The 19,875-nt window shown below is 72.0% G+C and carries 18 protein-coding genes; 4 read left to right on the top strand and 14 right to left on the bottom strand.

All coding sequences use genetic code 11. From position 1 onward, the window contains the following. Window positions 1–34: 34 nt before the first annotated feature. Complete coding sequence (locus tag C1A17_RS02100; protein WP_101650271.1) at window positions 35–769, bottom strand: polyprenol monophosphomannose synthase; 735 nt, start codon at window positions 767–769, stop codon at window positions 35–37. Between the two features lie 331 nt (window positions 770–1,100). Further along, window positions 1,101–2,060, bottom strand: coding sequence for an amidohydrolase family protein (locus tag C1A17_RS02095; protein ID WP_101650269.1), 960 nt, complete (start codon window positions 2,058–2,060; stop codon window positions 1,101–1,103). A gap of 76 nt (window positions 2,061–2,136) precedes the next feature. On the opposite strand from C1A17_RS02095, the gene C1A17_RS02090 reads away from it, so the two are divergent. Both C1A17_RS02090 and secA2 read left to right on the top strand, forming a co-directional pair. After that, entirely contained in the window at window positions 2,137–3,786 is a 1,650-nt protein-coding gene (locus C1A17_RS02090; protein ID WP_101650267.1) for a 5'-3' exonuclease H3TH domain-containing protein, read from the top strand. Between the two features lie 62 nt (window positions 3,787–3,848). Next, window positions 3,849–6,110 (top strand): accessory Sec system translocase SecA2, encoded by a 2,262-nt coding sequence (gene secA2 / locus C1A17_RS02085; RefSeq protein WP_101650265.1) that lies wholly within the window; start codon window positions 3,849–3,851, stop codon window positions 6,108–6,110. 42 nt (window positions 6,111–6,152) lie between these two features. Here secA2 and C1A17_RS02080 read toward each other — a convergent pair whose 3' ends face one another. The 5 genes from C1A17_RS02080 to C1A17_RS02060 are packed head-to-tail and all read right to left on the bottom strand — an operon-like array spanning window position 6,153 to window position 11,985. Beyond that, entirely contained in the window at window positions 6,153–8,840 is a 2,688-nt protein-coding gene (locus tag C1A17_RS02080) for a DEAD/DEAH box helicase (RefSeq protein ID WP_101650263.1), read from the bottom strand. A gap of 26 nt (window positions 8,841–8,866) precedes the next feature. Further along, window positions 8,867–9,685: a twin-arginine translocase subunit TatC gene (gene tatC / locus C1A17_RS02075; protein WP_245873374.1), complete on the bottom strand. Its 819-nt coding sequence runs from the start codon at window positions 9,683–9,685 to the stop codon at window positions 8,867–8,869. A 6-nt stretch (window positions 9,686–9,691) separates the two neighbouring features. Then, window positions 9,692–9,994, bottom strand: a complete 303-nt coding sequence (gene tatA / locus C1A17_RS02070; RefSeq protein ID WP_101650261.1) for a twin-arginine translocase TatA/TatE family subunit — start codon at window positions 9,992–9,994, stop codon at window positions 9,692–9,694. A 36-nt stretch (window positions 9,995–10,030) separates the two neighbouring features. Continuing rightward, on the bottom strand, window positions 10,031–10,978 hold the full coding sequence (locus C1A17_RS02065) for a WYL domain-containing transcriptional regulator (RefSeq protein ID WP_101650259.1): 948 nt from the start codon (window positions 10,976–10,978) through the stop codon (window positions 10,031–10,033). Next, a complete protein-coding gene (locus tag C1A17_RS02060) occupies window positions 10,975–11,985 on the bottom strand; it encodes a helix-turn-helix transcriptional regulator (protein ID WP_101650257.1) in 1,011 nt (336 codons plus the stop codon). The genes C1A17_RS02065 and C1A17_RS02060 overlap by 4 nt, the downstream gene beginning before the upstream one ends. 41 nt (window positions 11,986–12,026) lie before the next feature. On the opposite strand from C1A17_RS02060, the gene C1A17_RS02055 reads away from it, so the two are divergent. Beyond that, complete coding sequence (locus tag C1A17_RS02055; protein WP_101650255.1) at window positions 12,027–13,163, top strand: DUF3866 family protein; 1,137 nt, start codon at window positions 12,027–12,029, stop codon at window positions 13,161–13,163. Between the two features lie 75 nt (window positions 13,164–13,238). Here the strand turns inward: C1A17_RS02055 and C1A17_RS02050 are convergent, their stop codons facing one another. Genes C1A17_RS02050 through dop form a run of 7 tightly spaced genes read right to left on the bottom strand, consistent with a single transcriptional unit; the run spans window position 13,239 to window position 19,426 of the window. Next, window positions 13,239–13,613 (bottom strand): FKBP-type peptidyl-prolyl cis-trans isomerase, encoded by a 375-nt coding sequence (locus C1A17_RS02050; RefSeq protein ID WP_101650253.1) that lies wholly within the window; start codon window positions 13,611–13,613, stop codon window positions 13,239–13,241. A 49-nt stretch (window positions 13,614–13,662) separates the two neighbouring features. After that, on the bottom strand, window positions 13,663–14,619 hold the full coding sequence (locus C1A17_RS02045; protein ID WP_101650252.1) for an FKBP-type peptidyl-prolyl cis-trans isomerase: 957 nt from the start codon (window positions 14,617–14,619) through the stop codon (window positions 13,663–13,665). Between the two features lie 60 nt (window positions 14,620–14,679). Next, window positions 14,680–16,158 carry a Pup--protein ligase gene (gene pafA, locus C1A17_RS02040; protein ID WP_101650251.1) on the bottom strand — a complete coding sequence of 493 codons (1,479 nt, stop codon included), beginning with the start codon at window positions 16,156–16,158 and terminating at the stop codon, window positions 14,680–14,682. Beyond that, entirely contained in the window at window positions 16,155–16,886 is a 732-nt protein-coding gene (prcA, locus tag C1A17_RS02035) for a proteasome subunit alpha (RefSeq protein ID WP_101650249.1), read from the bottom strand. The genes pafA and prcA overlap by 4 nt, the downstream gene beginning before the upstream one ends. Continuing rightward, window positions 16,883–17,686, bottom strand: a complete 804-nt coding sequence (gene prcB / locus C1A17_RS02030; protein ID WP_101650247.1) for a proteasome subunit beta — start codon at window positions 17,684–17,686, stop codon at window positions 16,883–16,885. Before prcB ends, prcA begins: the two co-directional genes overlap by 4 nt. Beyond that, window positions 17,683–17,874 (bottom strand): ubiquitin-like protein Pup, encoded by a 192-nt coding sequence (locus C1A17_RS02025; RefSeq protein WP_101650244.1) that lies wholly within the window; start codon window positions 17,872–17,874, stop codon window positions 17,683–17,685. The genes prcB and C1A17_RS02025 overlap by 4 nt, the downstream gene beginning before the upstream one ends. 1 nt (window position 17,875) lies before the next feature. Continuing rightward, window positions 17,876–19,426 carry a depupylase/deamidase Dop gene (dop, locus tag C1A17_RS02020; protein ID WP_101650242.1) on the bottom strand — a complete coding sequence of 517 codons (1,551 nt, stop codon included), beginning with the start codon at window positions 19,424–19,426 and terminating at the stop codon, window positions 17,876–17,878. On the opposite strand from dop, the gene C1A17_RS02015 reads away from it, so the two are divergent. Continuing rightward, entirely contained in the window at window positions 19,425–19,871 is a 447-nt protein-coding gene (locus tag C1A17_RS02015) for a DUF3054 domain-containing protein (protein ID WP_101650240.1), read from the top strand. The two genes, dop and C1A17_RS02015, sit on opposite strands and share 2 nt — an antisense overlap. Window positions 19,872–19,875 lie beyond the last annotated feature (4 nt).

The raw sequence follows: 19,875 nt of genomic DNA, 5'->3' as shown, positions 1-19,875 counted from the left end.
CGTCTGCGCACCCGGTGTCCGGTGGTGCCGCTCCTCAGCGGCGCACGAGGCGCCGGAGCTGGCGTCCGCGCCTCTCGAGGCCCCAGCGCGCCACCCGCGTCATCGCCTCGCCGATGATCCCGCCGTGCATCTTCGACTCCCCGAGCTCGCGCTCGACGAAGGTGATGGGGACCTCGACGATGCGGAATCCCGCCTCCGCGACGCGCTTGGTCATGTCGATCTGGAAGCAGTAGCCCTGCGACTCGATGTCGGCGAGCTCGATCGCCGCGAGCGCCTCCCGGCGGTACGCGCGGAAGCCCGCGGTCGCATCACTGACGCCGAGGCCCATCGCCGCGTTGACGTAGACGTTCGCGCCGCGGGACAGCACGTGGCGGTTGCGCGGCCAGTTGATCACGGAGCCGCCCGGGATCCAGCGCGAGCCGATCGCGAGGTCGGCGCCGGATTCGACTGCGGCGAGGAGCTGCGGGAGATCGCGCCCGCGGTGCGAGCCGTCGGCGTCCATCTCGCACACGATGTCGTAGTCGCGCTCGAGCGCCCAGCCGAACCCGGCGACATAGGCCGCGCCGAGTCCGTTCTTCGCCGTGCGGTGGAGCACGGAGATCCGATCGTCGGCCTCGGCGGCCGCATCCGCCCACTCCCCCGTGCCGTCCGGCGACGCATCGTCGACGACGAGGGTGTGCGCGTGCTCGACCCAGGTGTGGATCGCGGCGATGGTGAGCGGCAGGGATTCGCGCTCGTTGTACGTGGGGATGACGACGAGAGTTCTCATAGGCACTCCCCCACCCTACGGGACGCCGCGGGGACCGCTGCGGTGCGGCGCGCTGGGGTCCGGAGAACGATGGACCCGGCCCCGCCGACTTCGGACCGAGGACCGCGCAGGCCCACGTTTTCTAATGCCGGCGGGAACCGGGTCGCGCCCCTCTGCGGGGACGTCGAGATCGAATCTACCGTCCGGTCCGTCATCTGCAAAATCGCTCTGACCTGGGACGATGTCCATCTGCCCAGGTGACGCGCGGGATCGCGCATCACGGATCCGGTGAAAGATTCCTGCGCGCTCGGCGTGTCGTCCGCACCGCGCGGCGCTCATGGACTAAGGGGTCTCAGACGTCGGAACCGCGAACCCAGACCGTGCGCAGACGAGGGAGGGATCCGGGGTCGGAGAGATCCGGCAGCCCGGGGGTGCCGGACCGCGGATCGGTGCTCCAGGCCGCCACGCGGGCGTCGGCGACCTGGACGGCGAGGCCGTCGATCTCCCATCGCACCGCGGTGGCCTCGGCACCCGGGGCGAGCACCCCGCCCTCGAAGCGGCCGATCGCCCGGAAGGCGAAGCGGGTGGCGCAGTTGAACGCGGCACGGGCGGAGATCCCGTCCTCGACCCCGAACACCGCGGCGCTGAGCGAGCGCCAGGGCTCTGCGGGATCGAGGACGAAGGTGAGCTGGACGCCCGCGGCGAGCATCGCGGCGAGCGGGTGCTCGTGGGCGAGGGGATCGACGGTGACGGGAATGCCGTGGGCCGCGAGGCGCTCGACCGCCGCGGCGGGGACCGGGCAGCCGATGAGCATCCGGTACCCGGCGCGCTGCGCATGGGTGCGCGCGACCGGGTCGGCGAAGAGCTCGAGGACGCCGTCGAGCTCCGCGGTCGTGTCGACGAGGACGAGCTGCGGGTGCTCGGGCAGCGCGGCGGCGTCGAGGTCTCCGGACCGGACGGCACCGCGCGCGTCCGTGCGCCCGAGCGGATAGGCGACGATGTCGAGCGCTGCGGGCGCGGCTGCGGCGAAGTTCTCGAGCGTGGCAGAGGGGCCCACGACATGCGCGGCAGTGATGCCCGAGGCGAGGAGCCCGGCGGGAGACACCTCGGCGGTGCGGAGGTCCACCGCGGCGCTGACGAACCCCGGGGTGACGAAGTCGTCCCCGAGGTCGATCTGCGTGCCGCCGAGCTCCGCGGCGGCCTCGTCGGAGCCGACCCACGTCACCGTCCCGTCCTCGAAGGCGATGGCGGTGGCGAAGGGGTCTGCTGAGCTGTAGACGTCGCCGTGGTGGAGAACTGTCCTGGAAGTCACCCGGTCATTGTGCCACGCCGGCGCCGGCCCATCGGCGACCCTCGGCGGTGTCCCCGCCCCGTTGTAGGGTGACACCGTGACTCAACCGCTCGTCGTCCTCGACACGCCGACCCTGTACTACCGCGCGTTCCATGCCCTGCCGGATTCGCTCCGCGATCCCGCGGGCATGCCGATCAACGCGGCCCGGGGACTCGTGCAGGCGCTGACGTCGCTCGTCGAGCGCACCGGCTCACACCGTCTCGTCGCGGCCCTCGACGCGGACTGGCGACCGGAGTTCCGCACGGCGGTGGTGCCGGAGTACAAGGCGCAGCGCGTCACCGATCCGGAGACCGGGTCGGAGACGCCGGCCGACCTCGCCGTCCAGCTCCCGCTCATCCGCGCGCTGCTCGAGGCCGCCGGCATCCCCCTCGCCGAGGTCCCCGGCACCGAGGCCGACGACGTCATCGCCTCGATCGCTGCGACCGCCGCCGAACCGGTCGTCATCGTGTCCTCCGACCGGGACCTCCTCTCACTCCTCTCCCCCGATCGCGATCTCACCGTCATGCGGCCGAAGAAGGGCGGGGAATGGGACGCGATCCGCGTCGACGACCTGCAGGGTGCCTACGGCGTGCCCGACGGAGAGCGCTACCGCGCGCTCGCCGCGCTGCGCGGCGACCCCTCCGACGGGCTCCGCGGGGTGCCCGGCATCGGCGAGAAGACCGCGGCCCGGCTGCTGGCCGGCTACACCGATCTCGCGGGGGTCCTGGACGCCGCGGCCGCCGGGCACAGCGACCACGGCCTCTCCGAGCGTCGCGCCGCTGCGATCCGTGAGCACCGGGAGGCGGTGCTCGCGAACCACACGGTGATGACCTGTCGCGAGGATCTGCAGATCGACGACGCCGTGGGAGCCGCGGGCGGTGCGCCGGACCCGGGCGCCCTCCGCGCTCTCGCGACGCGGCACGGCCTCGAGCAGGGCGTCTCCCGCCTCCTCCGGATCCTGGAACCGGGATCGGATGCCGGGGGTGCGCCGGCCGCACCGGCGCACTCGTGGACCGGAGCGCCGCTCTGGGGCTTCGATCTCGAGACCACGGGCACCGACCCCCATACCGCGCGGGTGGTGAGCGCAGCGCTCGTCCGGTTCGGCGACGGCGCCCCGGTCGAGCGCCGCACCTGGCTCGTCGACGCCGGGGTGGCGATCCCCGAGGCCTCGGTGCGCATCCACGGCATCAGCACTGCGCACGCCCGCGAGCACGGCGTGCCGATCGCCGTCGCCCTCCCGGAGATCATCGCCGCGATCGACGCCGTGCGGGCCTCGGGCGGAATGCTCGTCGGCCACAACGTCGTCTACGACCTCACGATCCTCCAGGCGGAGGCGGTGCGTGCGAGAACCGACCCGGACGCCCGCGGCGCGTGCCCGCCCGTCATCGACACCTTCGTCCTCGACAAGCACGTGCAGCAGCGCCGCAGGGGCAAACGGACCCTGTCGGCGGTCGCCGCCGTCTGGGGCGTCGCGCTCGAGAACGCCCACGACGCCCTCGCCGACGCCGAGGCCGCGGTGCGGATCGCGCTCGCGATCGCCGCCGCGCACCCCGAGGTCGCCGCTCTCTCCCCCGCCGACCTCCACACCGCCCAGATCGGGTGGAAGGCCGCGCAGGCGGCAGGCCTCCAGGACTATCTGCGGCGCTCCGGCAAGCCCGACGCCGTCGTCGGTCGCGACTGGCCGTTCGAGGCGACGGTGCGCGGGTGAGATCCCGGCGCCGCGACTGCATACACTGAACCCACACCCCGACCCCCTGGAGGACCAGCGACATGGGATTCTTCTCCCGCCTGCTCAACCGCCCCGGCGCCCAGGCCGACCGGCGCATCGGCTGGTTGGCCAAGAGCCGATCGGAGATCGAGCGGCTCGGTGAGGACCTCGCCGAGCTCAGCGACGACGAGATCACCGCGCGGGCCGGGGAGATCTTCGAGAGCGGCGACCGGCGCTCGCAGCTCACCGAGTTCGCCGCGCTCGCCCGCGAGGCCGCCGAGCGCACGCTCGGCGAGCGCCCCTACGACACGCAGATCACCGGGCTCATCGGACTCCTCGACGGCGCGGTCGTCCAGATGCTCACCGGCGAGGGCAAGACCCTCGTCGGGGCGATGGCCGCGGCCGGCTACGCCCTCCAGGGCCGCCGGGTGCACGTCGTCAGCGTCAACGACTACCTCGCCGTCCGCGACGCCGCGTGGATGAAGCCGCTGTTCGATCTGCTCGGCGTCGAGTCCGCGGCGATCTCCGGCACGGACACCGGGGACGAGCGCCGCACCGCCTATGCGGCGGAGATCGTCTACGCCTCCGTCACCGAGGTCGGGTTCGACGTGCTCCGCGACCGCTTCGTGCTCGACGACGCGGAGATCCGCATCCCGGCCCGCGACGTCGTCATCGTCGACGAGGCCGACTCGGTGCTCATCGACGAGGCCCGGGTCCCGCTCGTCCTCGCGGGCTCGACGACGAACGAGGCCGGGGACGCGGAGATCGCCGCGCTCGTCGCGCGCCTCACCCCCGGCGAGCACTACGAGATCAGCCCGGACCGCAAGGCGGTGTCGCTCACCGACGCCGGCATCGACCGGGTCGAGGACGAGCTCGATGTCGACCTGTTCGGCGACGACTCCGCCACCCTCGCCGCGGTCAATCTCGCGCTCTACGCCGCGACGCTCGTCACCCGCGATGTCGACTACCTCGTCGTCGACGGCGCGATCAAGCTCGTCTCGGACGCCCGGGGCCGCGTCGCGGAGCTCCAGCGGTGGCCCGACGGGCTCCAGGCCGCGGTCGAGGTCAAGGAGCACCTCACCACCACCGACAGCGGTGAGATCCTCGACCAGATGACCGTCGAGGAGCTCATCCACGGCTACACCACAGTGTGCGGGATGACCGGCACCGCGGTGGCGGTCGGGGACGATCTCCGCGAGTTCTACGACCTCGAGATCGTCCCCGTCGAGCCGCACCTCGACGTCATCCGCGAGGACGAGCCCGACCGCCTCTACACCTTCCAGGAGTCGAAGGAGCGGGCGATCGTCGACGAGGTCGTCGAGCAGCATGCGCTCGACCGCCCCGTCCTCATCGGCACCCGTTCGGTCGCGGAGTCGGAGAGCCTTGCCGAGCGCCTCCGCACCCGCGGGATCGACGCCCGGGTCCTCAACGCGAAGGACGACTCCGCCGAAGCAGAGATCATCGCCGCCGCCGGGCGTCCCGGGGCGGTCACCGTGTCCACCCAGATGGCCGGTCGCGGCACCGACATCCGGCTCGCCGACGACGCCGTCGCCGAATCCGGCGGGCTGCTCGTCATCGGCGCCGGCCGCTACCAGTCCTCCCGGCTCGACGATCAGCTCCGCGGCCGCGCCGGTCGCCAGGGCGACCCCGGAACCTCGGTGTTCTTCACGAGCCTCGAGGACGAGCTCATGAGCCGCGTGCCGGAGGCCCAGCGCTTCATCGAGGAGGGCGACGAGCACGGCCACATCACCTCGAAGCGCGCGGCCCAGCTCGTCGAGCACGCCCAGCGCATGGCGGAGGGCGAGAACACCGCGATCCACCGCGACACCTGGCGCTTCAACGAGCTCATGGCCCAGCAGCGGGAGCTCGTCCTCGAGCGCCGGCGGGCGATCCGCGCAGGCGAGTCCGGGATCGACGCGATCCGCGAACGGCTCACCGACCGCGTCGCGGAGCTCGACGAGGAGCACGGCGCGGACACCGTCGACGCCGCGATCCGCGACGTCCTCCTCTTCACCCTCGACAACCGCTGGGTCGAGCACCTCGCGTTCCTCAACGACCTCCGCGAGGGCATCCACCTGCGCACGCTCGCCCGCGAGAAGCCGCACGAGGCGTTCAACACCGAGTCGATCCGAGCGTTCTCGACGTTCTGGGACGATGTGCTCGACAGCACCGCCGAGGTCGTCGAGGACGCCGAGATCACTGCGGACGGCATCGACCTGCCCGCCTACGGGCTCAAGCGTCCTTCGTCGACGTGGACGTACCTGTCGACGGACTCGACCTTCGGCTCGGACATCGAATCGGTGGTGCGGCGGATCGGCCGCTGAGTCCGGATCGCCGGCACCGGCCGGGCCCGGTCCGCGCCGTGCTCAGTCGGCGACGACCCCGCGGCGGATCGCCTCGGCGGTCCGCCGCACCGTCACCGCGGTGGCGGGCTCGCACACCTCGGCGACCTGCCCGAGCAGGTCGAGCGTCTGCTTGGCCCACCGGACGAAGTCCCCGGCCGCGATCTCCGAACCGGAGAGGGCGTTCGACAGCGACTTCCCCTCCGTCCAGCGGAAGATCGGCTGCACGAGGCCGAACTCCGGTTCCGGGGTGACCGGGAGCCGGGCGTCGGTCTCGATGCGGAACAGGTTCTGCCACGTCGACCGCAGCTCGACGAGCGCCGCCTCGAGGCTCGCGGTAGGCACCCGCGGCTCGCGGAACCCTTCGCGGCGGGCCTGGTAGACGAGCGCCGAGGCGAACGCCGCGGCCTCGGGCTCCGACAGCGGGTCCCACAGGCCGGCGCGCACGCTCAGCGCGGTGAGGAGGTCACGCTCGCCGTAGATCCGCCGCAGGATGCGGCTGTCGTCGGGCAGGAAGCGCATGGTCGTGAGCACCCGGCACACCCGGTCGAACACATGGGCGATCGACGAGGTCCTCCCCTCGATCTGCCGTGCCAGTCCGGCGGTCTCCTTGCGGAGCTTCTCCGCCCGCTCGGCCCAGCGGGCATGGTGCTCGCGGTCCGGGCAGCCGTGGCACGGGTGCGCACGGAGCTGCTCGCGGACGAGCGCGATCTCCTCGGTCTGCACGCGCGGCCCCTTGGTCGGCGGCGCCGCCTCGGTGGGCCGTCGGACGCGGCCGTCCTCGAGCGCCGCGAGCAGGGTGTCGCGGAGCGCGCGGCGCTCCCCCGCCTGCCGGTGGTTGAACTTCTTCGGCATCCGGATCCGTCCGAGCGCGACGGCGGGTTCGGTGATCTCGTGCATCCGCAGATGCCATACCTTGCCCTGCTCGGTGAGGACGGTCGGCAGCCGCATGTCGCCGTCGCGGTTCGTCATCGGGGTGATGACGACCGCCGGTCCGTCGATCCGCTTCGACGGCAGGAGGATGACGTCGCCGTGCCGCAGCCGGCCGAGCGATTCGATCGTCTCGCGCTGCTTGAGCTTCGAGCGGGTGCGGCCGGCGCGCTTCTCCATCTCCGAGAGGGTGCGGCGGAGCTGCGCGTATTCCTCGAAGTCCCCGCGCTCGCACTGCATCGAGGCGAGGTAGCCCTCGAGGGCCTCCTCGGTGCGCCGTGCCCGGCGGGCGAGCCCGACCACGCCCTTGTCCGCCTGGAACTGGGCGAAGGACGTCTCGAGGACCTTCTCCGCGTCGGATTTGCTCATCCGGGCGAGGAGGTTCGCCGTCATGTTGTACGTCGGGGTGAATCGGCTCTGCAGCGCATAGGTGCGCTTCGAGGCGAGGGCACCGATGTCGGCGAGGTCGAGGCTCGGATGCCACACGACGACGGCGTGGCCCTCGATGTCGATGCCGCGTCGGCCGGCACGCCCGGTGAGCTGGGTGAATTCGCCCGGGGTGACCGGCACGTGGGATTCGCCGTTGAACTTCGTGAGCTTCTCGAGGACCACGGTACGCGCGGGCATGTTGACCCCGAGCGCGAGCGTCTCGGTGGCGAAGACCGCGCGCAGATAGCCCTCGACGAAGAGCTCCTCGACGAGCTCCTTGAACTGCGGGATGAGACCGGCGTGGTGGGCGCCGAAGCCGTGGACGAGTCCGGCGGAGAAGGAGTGGTACCCGAGCACCGAGAGGTCCTCCGAGCCGAGCTCGTCGTGGAGCTCCTCGAGACGTCCCATGATGTGCCGCTTCTCGACCCGATCGGTGAGGTCGAGGCCGGCGGCGAGGCACTGCTCGACCGCGTCGTCGCTCCCGTTGCGGGAGAAGATGAAGAAGATCGCCGGCAGCAGGCCGTCGTCGGCGAGCTCCCGGATGAGCGCGGTGCGCGAGGGGCGCTGGAAGCGGACGTGGTGCGGCCGCCTGCGATCGCGCCGGGAGCCGCGGCCGAGGAACGGGCGCACGGCGTGCTCGAGGTCGCGGTTGACCTCGCGGGATCCCCCCGCGCGGAACAGCGGGTGGAGGTCGGTGCCGACCGCGACGTGGTGGTGGAGCGGAACCGGCCGGTGCTCGCTGACGATGACCTCGGTGTGTCCGCGGACCTCGCGGAGCCAGGCGCCGAACTCCTCGGCGTTCGACACCGTGGCCGACAGGCTGACGAGCGCGACGTGGGCCGGCAGGTGGATGATGACCTCCTCCCACACCGGGCCGCGGAAGCGGTCGCCGAGGTAGTGGACCTCGTCGAGCACGACGTAGCCGAGGCTCGTGAGATCGGTGCCGGAGTAGATCATGTTCCGCAGCACCTCGGTCGTCATGACGACGATCGGGGCATCGCGATTGATCGACACGTCGCCGGTGAGCAGTCCGACCCGCTCGGTCCCGTACTCGCGGCCGAGCTCGGCGAACTTCTGATTGCTCAGCGCCTTGATCGGGGTGGTGTAGAACACGCGCACGCCCTGCTCGACGGCGAGCTGCACAGCGAACTGCGCGACGACGGTCTTGCCCGCGCCCGTCGGGGCGGCGACGAGGACGGACCTCCCCTGCTGCAGGGTGCGGCAGGCCGATTCCTGAAACGGGTCGAGCGCGTACTCGAGGCGGGCGGCGAACCGTCCCAGCGGGGTGTCCGCCTCGGCGGTCCGTGCGCGGTACGCGGCATAGGCCCGGGAAGGGGAGAGGCGGTCGTCCATGCCCCGACTCTACCGCGTCGGCCGGTTCAGTCGTCGAGCTCGGCGGGGTCCTCCCACGTGCCCTCGGCGATCATCCGGGCGCGCCGCCGGCGGTCGCCCAGCCAGCACAGCACCCAGGCGAGCGCGAAGAGCCCGGCCATGGGGATGACGAGGAAGAACATCGAGATCGCGTCGGGCGTCGGCGTCGCGATCGCGGCGAACGCGAAGATCAGGACGATGATCCAGCGCCACGAGCGGCGGATCGTCGCGGCGGAGAGGATGCCGAGCATGTTGAGGCCCACCATGAGGACCGGCAGCACGAAGGCGATGCCGAACACCACGATGATGAGCATGACGAAGTTGAGGTAGTCCTGCGCGGGGATGATGTTCGTGGCGCCCTCGGGGGTGAAGGCGGTGAGCGTGCGGACCGCGTTCGGCAGGGCGAACGAGGCGAGCGCCGCGCCGCCGAGGAAGAGCGGGATGGCGGCGGCGAGGAAGCCGATCGAGTAGCGCTTCTCGCGCTTCGTCAGGCCCGGCATGACGAAGGCCCACAGCTGGTACAGCCAGATCGGCGAGGTGATGAAGAAGCCGATGAACACCGACACCTTGAGTTTCATGTCGAAGGGCGAGGCGACGCCGGCGAAGTTGACCTCGGCGACGCGGCCGTCCTGCGCGGAGACCTCCATCACCGGGGCCTGGAGGAACTGGAGGACGGGATCGTAGAGGAACCAGCCGACGCAGGCGCCGAGTCCGAGCGCGATGATCGAGACGAGGAGCCGGTTGCGGAGTTCGACGAGGTGCCCGGCGAGCGGCATCCGCTTCTCCGGGTTGGCCTCCCCCCGGCGACCGACCTTCCTGATCCTCATGCCTGCTCAGGAACGGGGGCGGTGCTCATCACCGGGCGCGGCGGACGGCCGGGGAGCGGCGGCTTCCTCGGGGCGGGAAGCAGGGTGCTGGACGTCAGCGGGACGCTCGGGGGCATCGGTGATCTCGTGGCGCTCGGCCCCGCGATCCGCTCCGGGCTCGCCCTCGTCGCCGCGGAGGTCCTTGATCTCCGACTTGAAGATCTTCGCCGACTTGCCGAGGTTCTTCGCGATCATCGGGAGCTTCGGTGCGCCGAAGATCACCAGGATGACGATGAGCAGGATGAGAATGTGGATGGGTTCCGGGCGCATGCGAACTCCTCAGGGAAACGGGTGCAGACACCTATTCTAGGCCCTGTCCGGTGCGGAATCATCCGCCGCCGGGCCGGTGTCGAGGGCGCGCAGCGCTGGGAGCACCGCGGTGCGCGGGGAGATCGCGCGGACATGCCTGCCGTGCCGCAGGAGGAACCGGGTGAGCCAGGTGTCGGAGTACACCCGGAGGGTGAGCGTGACGGTGCCGGGACCGAGCGTGTCGTGCTCGATCGCGGTCGGGTCGAGCTCGTCGGCGAGCCACGCGGCCTCAGGCGCCAGGGTGAGCTCGACCGCGGTTCCGGCGTCCTCGGCGGTGCGGCCCCCGGTCGGTGCCGGTGGCGCCGCAGGGGCGTCGGCCGGGGTGAGCTCGCGGATGTTGTCGACGGCGAACGAGCGCTCCCCGCCGGAGGTGTGGCACCACGCGTCCATGTACCACCGCCCGGTGAGCCGGAGGGCGCGCGGGGTCACCGTGCGCGCGGTCCGCTCGTCGCGGGACGGGACGTAGTAGTCGAGGGCGAGCCCGGTCCCGGCCTCCGCGGAGCGCCGCACGAGGGCGGCGAGCTCGGGGTCGAGCGGGGGCACCTCGACGTCGACGGCGGCGCGCGCGTGCTCGAGCCCGGCCGCAGCCCGGATCTTGTCGCGCACCGACGCGATCACCGGCTCCTGCTCCGGGTCGAGGGTGGCGAGGTGGTCGAGGGCGACGAGCAGGCTCGTCGACTCGTCGCCGGTGAGCCGCACCGGCACCGACACCTCGTCGGCGTTCCCGAGGTGGATCCGGCCGTCCTCCCAGCTCGCTTCGATGAGGTCGTCGGGCATCCGTCCCGGCCTCCCGGTGACGAAGAGGAGCTGGAGGTCGTCGACGAGCACGTCGACGGTGACGCCGAACACCGCGGCGGTGCGCTCGAGCTCCGCGCCGGGGTTCTCGAGGAGGTACGGGACGAGCCCGAGGAGTCGGGCGAGGCGCGAGGAGGCGGCAGTGCTCATGCGTCGCTCCCTGCGGCGAGCGCGGCGAGGGACGCGCGGGTGGCGTCGAGCATCCGGGCGTGGGCGTCGACGAGGGCGTCGGGGCCGTCGACGCGCACTGCGGACCCGAATCCGAGGATCGACTCGGCGAGCTCGTCGACGTCCTCGCACTCGAGCTCGACGACGTCGAGGCCGGCGGCATCCGTCCCGACCACGGTGCCGCGGCGGCGCAGCGGGTCCGCGCTGCCGGGGCGGATGAGGATGCGGGCGGTCACGCTCTCCCCGGAGGCGTGGACGGGCCGGAACCACTCCCCCGGCCGGAAGTCGTCCGGCACCGTGAAGTCGCCGTCCCGGCGGCCGCGCAGACGTGTGATCCCGCCGTCGACGCGCGAGAGGCGGAACGTGCGGATCTCGTCCTTGTCGAGGTCGCGGCCGAGCAGGTAGACGCGGTCGCCCCGGGTGAGCAGCGCATAGGGCTCGAGGCGTCGCTGCCGCACCGCGCCGCCCGGCCGGCGGTAGGCGAATCCGACCGCCCGGCGCGCGTTGACCGCCGACAGCGCGGCGGCGAAGACCTCGGTGGCGAAGCGCGCCTCGGTGCGCAGACCTGCGACGTCCGCGTCGAGGTCGACGCCGAGCCCGCGGAGCTTGTTGAGGGCGCGGCCGCTGTGCTCGCTCAGCGCGGAGTCCTTCCAGAACCGGCTCGCGACGGAGAGCACCGCGGCCTCCTGCGGGGTGAGCGCGATCTCCGGCAGCGCGTAGTCCGCGGAGGTGATCCGGTAGCCGTAGCCGTTCTCCCCGGTGAAGTCGTCGGCCCACGTGGCGGTGCTGATCTCGATGCCGAGCTCGCGCAGCAGACGCTTGTCGCGGGAGAACGCGCGGTCGAAGGCCTGGTCGCTCAGCGGGGCGTACTCGTCCATGCTCGCCTTGAGCGTGTCGCGGTCGATCCATCCGGACGCGGCGCGCAGGGCGATGAGCAGGTTGAGGATCCGCTCCGTCTGGTCGCGCACCCGCGTCTCGGCATCGTTCACGTCCTCCACGCTACACGGCCCCCACCCGGTACGGTGGTCATATGATCCACTGGCGCCGCGCGCATGTCGTCTCCGTCCACAGCGACCGGCCGGGAGTGCGCGAGGTCCTCGCGACCCCGGACGCGCCGCTGCCCGGTCGCACCGAGCGCGCGCCGCTCCGAGCGGTCGCCTACACCGAGCTCGTCGGCTCCCCGGAACCGGGCGACACCGTCCTCCTCAACGTCTCCGCGCTCGCCCGCGGTCTCGGCACCGGCGGCTTCGCGCTCGTCGTCGCGCTGCCCGACGCGCTGCCCGCGGACCTGCCGCCGGGCCCGGGGCACCTCGTCAAGGAACGCTACTCCCCCACCCAGACCATGGTGCTCGGCGTCGACGACCAGGAGTCCGAGCACCACGCGACGCTCGCCGCGGCCACCGGGATCGACGGCATGCCCGTGCTCGTCGCCGACCTCCACTCCGCCCTGCCGGCGGTGCTCGCCGGCATCCGGGCCGAAGACCCGACCCTGCGCGTCGCCTATGCGATGACCGACGGCGCCGCCCTCCCCCTCCCCTTCTCCCGGGCGGTCACGGGACTGCAGGAGGCCGGCTGGCTCGCCGACACGATCAGCGTCGGTCAGGCCTGGGGCGGGGACCACGAAGCGGTGACGGTGCACTCCGCGCTGCTCGCCGCCCGCCACGTCGTCGGCGCCGATATCACGATCTTCAGCCAGGGACCGGGGAACCTCGGGACCGGCACCCCGTTCGGCTTCTCCGGCATGGTGGTCGGCGACCATCTCGACGCCGCCGCGCTCCTCGGGGGGATCCCCGTCGCGGTGGCGCGGATGTCGAACGCCGATGCCCGCGGTCGGCACTTCGGGATCTCGCACCACACTCTCACTGCGGTCGGACGCGGGGCGCGCCCCGGGTGCACGGTTCCGCTCCCCGACCTCGCGACGCTCCCGGAGGAGACGGCTGCCGCGTGCGACCCCGATCCGCGGATCATCGCTCCCGTCCTCGACGCGCAGCTCGAGGCGCTCGCCGCGCACACGCTCGTGCCCGTCGATCTCGACGGGCTCTTCGCGGCGCTCGAGGACTCCCCGGTCCGCCTGTCGACGATGGGCCGGGGCCTCACCGAGGACGCCGTGTCGTTCCTGTCGGCCGCCGCGGCCGGCCGGTGGGCGGCCCGGGCGATCGCCGGCTGACACACCGACGGCGCCGCCGCCGGCCCGGTCGACGGGACGGAGGACGGCGCCGTGCGGCGGTCGATCAGAGTGTCGTCAGCGGACGTTCTCGAGGTCGCAGACGAAGATCAGGCTCTCCCCGGGGGCGATGACGCCGCCGGCTCCCTGCTCGCCGTACGCGAGGTGGGGCGGGATGCGCAGCGTCCGACGGCCGCCGACCTTCATCCCCTGCACGCCCTGGTCCCAGCCGGCGATGACCATGCCGACGCCGAGCCGGAACTCGAGCGGGGTGCCGCGGTTGTACGAGGAGTCGAACTCCTCGCCGGTCGAATGGGCGACGCCGACGTAGTGCACGGCGACGGTGTCGCCGGCCTTCGCCTCGGCGCCGGTGCCGATCTCGTCGTCGACGATCTCGAGCTCGGTGGGCGGCTGGTCGCCGGGGAACTCGACCTCGGGCTTGCTCTTGGCCATGGATGCGGTCCTTTCGCAGGTGACGGACGGAACGGTGGGGTCGGCGGGATCAGCCGACCGCGGACAGGATGTCGATGACGAACACGAGGGTCGCGTCGCCGGGGATCGACGGCGGCGAGCCCTGGGCGCCGTAGCCCTTCTCGGGCGGGATGACGACGAGGATCTGGGAGCCCACCGGCTGGCCGATGAGCGCCTCGTTCCAGCCGTCGATGACGGGTGCGGAGCCCACGCCCTCGACGGCGAAGGGCTCGCCGCGGTCCCAGCTCGAGTCGAAGGTCTGCGAGGCGTCGTCCCACAGCCAGCCCGAGTAGTGGACGCTCACGGTCTGACCCTCGGTGACCTCGGGTCCCTCGCCGACGATCGTCGGGTGCACCGTGAGCTCGCCGGGGGCCTCGCCCTCGGGCTCGGTGATGCTCGGTACGCCGGCGTCGTCGGTGCTCACCTCGGGCATGCCCTCGACGGGCTCCTGCGGCTCGCCGGACGCGCGCTCGAGCGGCTCGGGGATCTCCTCGGCGCTCACGACGTCGACGACGTAGATCAGGGTCTCGGCGGGCTGGCCGGACTGGGGCGAGCCGTTGAGGCTCAGCAGCACCCGGGAGCCGACCGGCACATCGATGAGCGCGTCGAACAGCGCCTGGTTGATCTGCGCGGTGTCCATCGGGAAGCCGGACGGGGACTCCGCCTGGTAGCTCGATTCGAGGGTCTCCCCGCTCGTCCCGGACACCATGGTCATGTTCGCGGTGACCTGGTGGCCCTCGGCGATCGGATCGCCATCACCCTCGTTGAGCACGGTGTGCTCGGACTCCTCGATGACGAGCGGGGCCTCGAAGGTCACGGTCGGCTCGGAGTCGGGCTCCCCCTCGACGGTGACGCCGTCGAGCGAGGTGGTCGCGGCCTCGGCGGTGGAGACCGCCTGGGTCTCGGTGGTCGAGTCCGCACCCTGGTCGCCGCAGCCGGCGAGGGCCAGCACGGCGATGCTCAGGGCGCTGATGAGGGTTCTGCGCACGAAGGCGTCCTTTCCACGGCGGATCGGTCGGGGCGGTGAAGCCGCCCCGATCCTAGCGAATCACACTGAGTGCCCACCCGGAGCCTCGCCGAGGCCGGAGATCAGGGCGTCCGCGGAGTCGCTCTGCGCGGCGAACGGATCCTTGAGGACCACCGCCCGCTGGAGCTGATCATTGAGCCGCAGATGGACCCAGTCGACGGTGAAGTCCCGCCGGGCGGCGTGGGCGGCGGCGACGAAGCGTCCCCGGACCGCGGCACGGGTGGTCGCCGGCGGCTCCTCGACGGCGCGCTGCACGGCCGCGGGCTCGACTCCGCGGGCGACGAGCCCGGCCTCCTCGAGGCGGGCGAACATCCCGGATCCCGGGGTGAGGTCGTGGTACGCGAAGTCGAGGCGCGCGATCCGCGGATCGGCGAGGCCGACCTCGGAGCGCTCGAGATAGCGCTCGACGAGCGTCTTCTTGATCACCCAGTCGATCTCGGTGTCGATGCCGGACAGGTCCCCGGACTCGACGGCCGCGAGCACCCGGGCCCAGCGGTCGACGACCCTGGCAGCGGTGGCGTCGGAGCCGAGGCTGTGGTCGCCGCGCTCGACGAGCGCACGGGCGCGCTCGAGGTAGATCGAGAGGAGCTCGATGACGGTGAGCCGCTCGCCCGATGCGAGTTCGAGCACGTGCCGGCCGGTGACGTCGCGGGCGATGTGGCGGATGTCGCGGATGGGGTTGCGGAGGCCGAGGTCCCGGATGGCCGCACCGGATTCGATGAGGTCGAGGACGAGGGCCGCGGAGCCGACCTTGAGCTCCGTCGTCGTCCGGGACATCGAGGAATCGCCGACGATGACGTGGAGGCGCCGGTACTGCGCCGCGTCGGCGTGCGGTTCGTCGCGGGCGTTGATGATCGGACGCGAGCGGGTCGTCGCCGAGGACACCCCCTCCCACATGACGTCGGACCGGGCCGACAGCCCGTAGACGAGATCGCCGGTGGCGGGCACGGCGGGCCCTGCCGGGGTGCTGCCGGGAGCTGCGGCGCGGTTCGAGTCGGCCGGCCGAAGGTCGGTCGAGACCGTCCGCGGGATCACCGCGCCGGCGCCGACCATGAGCTGCCGGGCGACGAGGAAGGGCAGGAGCACCGAGGTGAGATGGGAGAAGTCCATCGAGCGGCGGACGAGGAGGTTCTCGTGGCTGCCGTAGGAGTTCCCGGCCGAATCGGTGTTGTTCTTCACGAGGTGGGCGGTGCCGTCGATCCCGTCCTCGGCCATCGCGGCCTGCGCCCGCGCGAGGAGATCGACCATGATCGCGTCGCCGGCCGCGTCCTGGGCGAGGAGGTCGGGCAGCGCATCGCACTCCGCGGTGGCGTACTCGGGATGGGATCCCACGTCGAGGTAGAGCCGGGCGCCGTTGGGGAGGAACACGTTCGAGGAGCGGCCCCACTCGACGACGGGGCGGAAGAGGTAGCGCGCGATCTCCTCGGGACCGAGGCGACGCCCCTCGCGCTGCGTGTAGGCGATGCCGTACTCGGTCTCGAGCCCGAAGATCCGCTTCACGACGCGCTCCCCGGATCCGCGGGAGGCTCCGGTGCGGGGCCGGCGGCATCGAGGAGGGCGCTCATCGCGTTGTCGGCGAGCCGGCGGAAGGTGCGATGCGTCCCCGACGTGCGGTCGAGGATCGCGGCCTCGATGCTCTCGACCGGGATCTGCGGGCCGTCCTGCGGGGACAGCGCGCGCACACCGATCGCGAACACCTCGGGCAGCGGCTTCTCCGCGGTGACCTCGCGGGCGAGCCGAGCGGAGATCGCCTCCGCCTGCCCGCCGATCGCGACGTGGTCGTTCTCGTCGGCGACCGAGCCGTCGTAAGACAGCCGGTAGAGCCGATCGTCCGCGGCGGTGCGGCCGAGCTCGGCGACGACGATCTCGACCTCGAAGGGCTTCGATTCGGTGGTGAAGACTCCGGCGAGTGTCTGCGCGTACGCGTTCGTCAGACCGCGCGCGGTGACGTCGGCGCGGTCGTAGGAGTACCCGCGGAGGTCCGCATAGCGCACACCCGCCTGGCGCAGTGTCTCGAACTCGTTGTACTTGCCGACCGCGGCGAAGCCGATCCGGTCGTAGATCTCGGCGATCTTGTGCAGCGTCGAGGACGGGTTCTCCGCGAGGAGCAGGATGCCCTCGTCGTAGCGGAGCACGATGACCGAGCGGCCGCGTGCGATCCCCTTCCGGGCGAATTCCGCCCGGTCCTTCATCAGCTGCTCGGGCGAGACGTAGAACGGTGCGCTCATCGCCGGTCTCCTTCCGCGCGTGCGGCGACCACAGCGGTCGCGATGTCGAGGACCTCGGTCTGCGGCACCTGCCGGGTGCCGGCGGCGTCGACGAGGTGGACCACGGGGGCGACCCGGCGCACGAAGTCGGGGCCGCCGGTCGCGGAGTCGTCGTCGGCGGCGTCGATGAGCGCCTCGACCGCGACCCGAATCGCCTCGCCCGGCTCGAGGCCGGGGCTCCACAGCTTCTTCAGGGCGCCCCGGGCGAAGCCCGAGCCGGAGCCGATCGAGTGGAAGTTGACCTCTTCGTACTTCCCGCCGGTGACGTCGAAGCTGAAGATCCGGCCGTGGTCCGCACCGGGCTCGACGCCGGCGAACAGCGGGACGACCGCGAGGCCCTGCATCGCGAGCCCGAGGTTGGCCCGGAGCATCGAGGCGAGGCGGTTCGCCTTTCCGACGAGCGACAGCGGCGTGCCCTCGATCTTCTCGTAGTGCTCGAGCTCGAGCTGGAACAGCCGGATGAGCTCGAGCGCCAGGCCCGCGGTGCCGGCGATGCCGATGACCGAGGTCGAGTCGGCCGCATGGACCTTCTCGATGATGTGGCTCGCGATGAGGTTGCCGATCGTGGCCCGGCGGTCACCGGCCATGAGCACGCCGTTCGCGGTCTTGAACGAGACGATCGTCGTGCCCTCCGGCGCCGCCGGGAGGGCGGCGGGCGCGGCGGCGGCGAACGGGAGCACCTCGGGCGTGGTGGCGCGGGCGAACTCGAGGAACGAGTTCGTCGTCGAGCTCAGGTACGCGGGATCGAAACCGGGAGTCACTGGCCGCCCTTCTGGACGAAGTTGCGGACGAACTCTTCGGCATTGGTCTCGAGGACGCTGTCGATGTCGTCGAGGATCGAGTCGACTGCCGCGGTGTTCACCTGTGTCTGCGCCTGCGCGGCGACCGGGGGGTCGATCGGTTCGACGTCGTCCTTGCGATTGCTCCGGATCTGCTCCTGGCCGCTCATCTCACACCTCGCTGCTGTCTCGGGGGGCTGTCGTACCGAGTCTAGTGACTCCGAGCGCGGCGAGGAGGTCCGCAGGGGTCTCGGATGCCGCGATCCGGTCCTCGACGAGGGCCTTCGTGCCCTTGAGGGGGTAGCGCATGGGCACCCGGATGAGCGCCTCCCCGCCGGCGGAGAGGACGAGCGAGTCCCAGCTCGCGGACACGAGCGCATCGGTGAACCGCTCGACCACGCGCCCGCGCAGCCAGGCGCGGGTGTCCTCCGGCGGGGTGTCCACGGCCTGCGCGACCTCGGCCGGGTCGGTGATCCGGCGGATCCGCCCGGTGCTCTCGAGGCGGTGGAAGAGCCCCTTCGCGGGGCGCACGTCGTGGTACTGGACGTCGATGAGCGCGAGCTTCGGGTGGTCCCACGGGAGGTTCTCGCGGGTGCGGTACTGCTCGAGGAGGACGAGCTTGGCGACCCAGTCGACGCTGTCGGCGAGCTCCCGCGGGTCCCGGGCGAGCGCATCGATGAACCGCTGCCACTCGGAGAGGACCTCCGCGGTATCGGCGTCCGGGGAGTCCCCGGCGGCGGCGCGGGCGGCGTCGAGGTAGACCTGCTGGATCTCGAGGGCGGTCATGGTCGACCCGTCGGCCAGCGGCAGGCGGGCGGTGAGGTCGAGGTCGTGCGACACGGTCCACAGCGAGTCGAGCGGGTCGGCGAGCTCGAGCGCGGGCACCTGCCCCGACTCGATGAGTCCGAGGACGAGCGAGGTCGTGCCGAACCGCACGAGCGTGGCCGGTTCGGCGAGCGTCGCGTCGCCGAGGATGACGTGGAGGCGCCGGTACAGCGTGGGGTCGGCGTGCGGCTCGTCCCGGGTGTTGACGATCGGCCGGCGGAGCGTCGTCTCGAGGCCGACCTCGGCCTCGAAGAAGTCCGCCCGCGAGGAGATCTGGTACCCGGCGGTCTCCCCGTTGACCCCGATGCCCACCCGGCCGGCGCCGCACAGGATCTGGCGGGTGACGAAGAACGGGGTGATGCCGGCGACGATCGCGTCGAACTCGATCGCGCGGTCGACGAGGTAGTTCTCGTGCGCGCCGTAGGACGCGCCCTTCGAGTCGGTGTTGTTCTTGTAGAGGTTGACCGGCTCGTCGCCGGCCGCCAGGGCCTCCACCGCGGCGAGGGCGACGAGGTCGCCCGCCCGGTCCCAGCGCACGACGTCGCGCGGCGTGAGGGTCTCCGGCGAGGAGTACTCGGGGTGGGCGTGGTCGACGTAGAGCCGGGCGCCGTTGGTGAGCACGACGTTGGCGAGGTACTGGGCCTCCGGCTCCGCCTGCGGGAGGTGGGTGAGCTGGGAGGCGTGGGCGTCGGCGACGTTCAAGAGGAAACCGCGGGCGTCGGCGAGCGGGGACTCGGTCTCGAAGTCCCAGAAGCTCTGGCTCGACCGCAGGCCCCGGGGACCCGCGTAGGCGTCGACCACCCGGGCCGAATCGCGCATCGGATTCGCGTGCGGATTGCCGGGGCGCGAGATCCCGAACTCGGTCTCCGCCCCCATGATCCTCTCGACCCTGAGCATGACGTCCTCTCCCCTCTCCGGCCTGCCGCACTCGGACGACCGGTGGCTCCACGTCTACACTCTAGGCGTGGCCGCCAAGAAATCCTCTCACCTGTTCACCGCCGTCGTCGTCGACCTCGTGCTCGTCGCGATCTTCACCGTCGTGGGCTATTGGACCCATGCACGGGACCTCGACGTCGACGGCATCATCGGGACCGCCTGGCCGTTCCTCCTCGGCCTCCTCGTCGCGTGGCTCCTCAACGCGGTGTGGGTCGCTCCGCTCGCCCCGCTGCGCACCGGGGTCGGCATCTGGGCGACGACCGTGCTCGTCGGGCTCGTGGTCCGCGCGCTCATCGGCGAGGGCACCGCCGGACCCTTCGTCGTCGTCGCCGCCTCGCTCAACCTCGTCACGCTCGTGGGCTGGCGCCTCATCGCCACCGCGGTGGCCGGCCGCTCCGGCCGCTGAGCCG

This window comes from Brevibacterium ihuae, assembly GCF_900184225.1.
Taxonomy (GTDB): Bacteria; Actinomycetota; Actinomycetes; order Actinomycetales; family Brevibacteriaceae; genus Brevibacterium; species Brevibacterium ihuae.
The sequence above is the reverse complement of the archived record's forward strand: the minus strand, read 5'-3'. Positions and strand labels throughout refer to the sequence as shown.

Bases quoted from the DNA above. Each gene is read 5' to 3' on its own strand.
- C1A17_RS02015 (WP_101650240.1), top strand. From the start codon at position 19,425: ATGACGTCCTCTCCCCTCTCCGGCCTGCCGCACTCGGACGACCGGTGG.
- C1A17_RS02055 (WP_101650255.1), top strand. From the start codon at position 12,027: ATGATCCACTGGCGCCGCGCGCATGTCGTCTCCGTCCACAGCGACCGG.
- dop (WP_101650242.1), bottom strand. From the start codon at position 19,426: ATGCTCAGGGTCGAGAGGATCATGGGGGCGGAGACCGAGTTCGGGATC.
- tatA (WP_101650261.1), bottom strand. From the start codon at position 9,994: ATGCGCCCGGAACCCATCCACATTCTCATCCTGCTCATCGTCATCCTG.
- secA2 (WP_101650265.1), top strand. From the start codon at position 3,849: ATGGGATTCTTCTCCCGCCTGCTCAACCGCCCCGGCGCCCAGGCCGAC.
- C1A17_RS02100 (WP_101650271.1), bottom strand. From the start codon at position 769: ATGAGAACTCTCGTCGTCATCCCCACGTACAACGAGCGCGAATCCCTG.
- C1A17_RS02025 (WP_101650244.1), bottom strand. From the start codon at position 17,874: ATGAGCGGCCAGGAGCAGATCCGGAGCAATCGCAAGGACGACGTCGAA.
- prcA (WP_101650249.1), bottom strand. From the start codon at position 16,886: ATGAGCGCACCGTTCTACGTCTCGCCCGAGCAGCTGATGAAGGACCGG.
- C1A17_RS02080 (WP_101650263.1), bottom strand. From the start codon at position 8,840: ATGGACGACCGCCTCTCCCCTTCCCGGGCCTATGCCGCGTACCGCGCA.
- C1A17_RS02050 (WP_101650253.1), bottom strand. From the start codon at position 13,613: ATGGCCAAGAGCAAGCCCGAGGTCGAGTTCCCCGGCGACCAGCCGCCC.
- C1A17_RS02065 (WP_101650259.1), bottom strand. From the start codon at position 10,978: ATGAGCACTGCCGCCTCCTCGCGCCTCGCCCGACTCCTCGGGCTCGTC.
- tatC (WP_245873374.1), bottom strand. From the start codon at position 9,685: ATGAGGATCAGGAAGGTCGGTCGCCGGGGGGAGGCCAACCCGGAGAAG.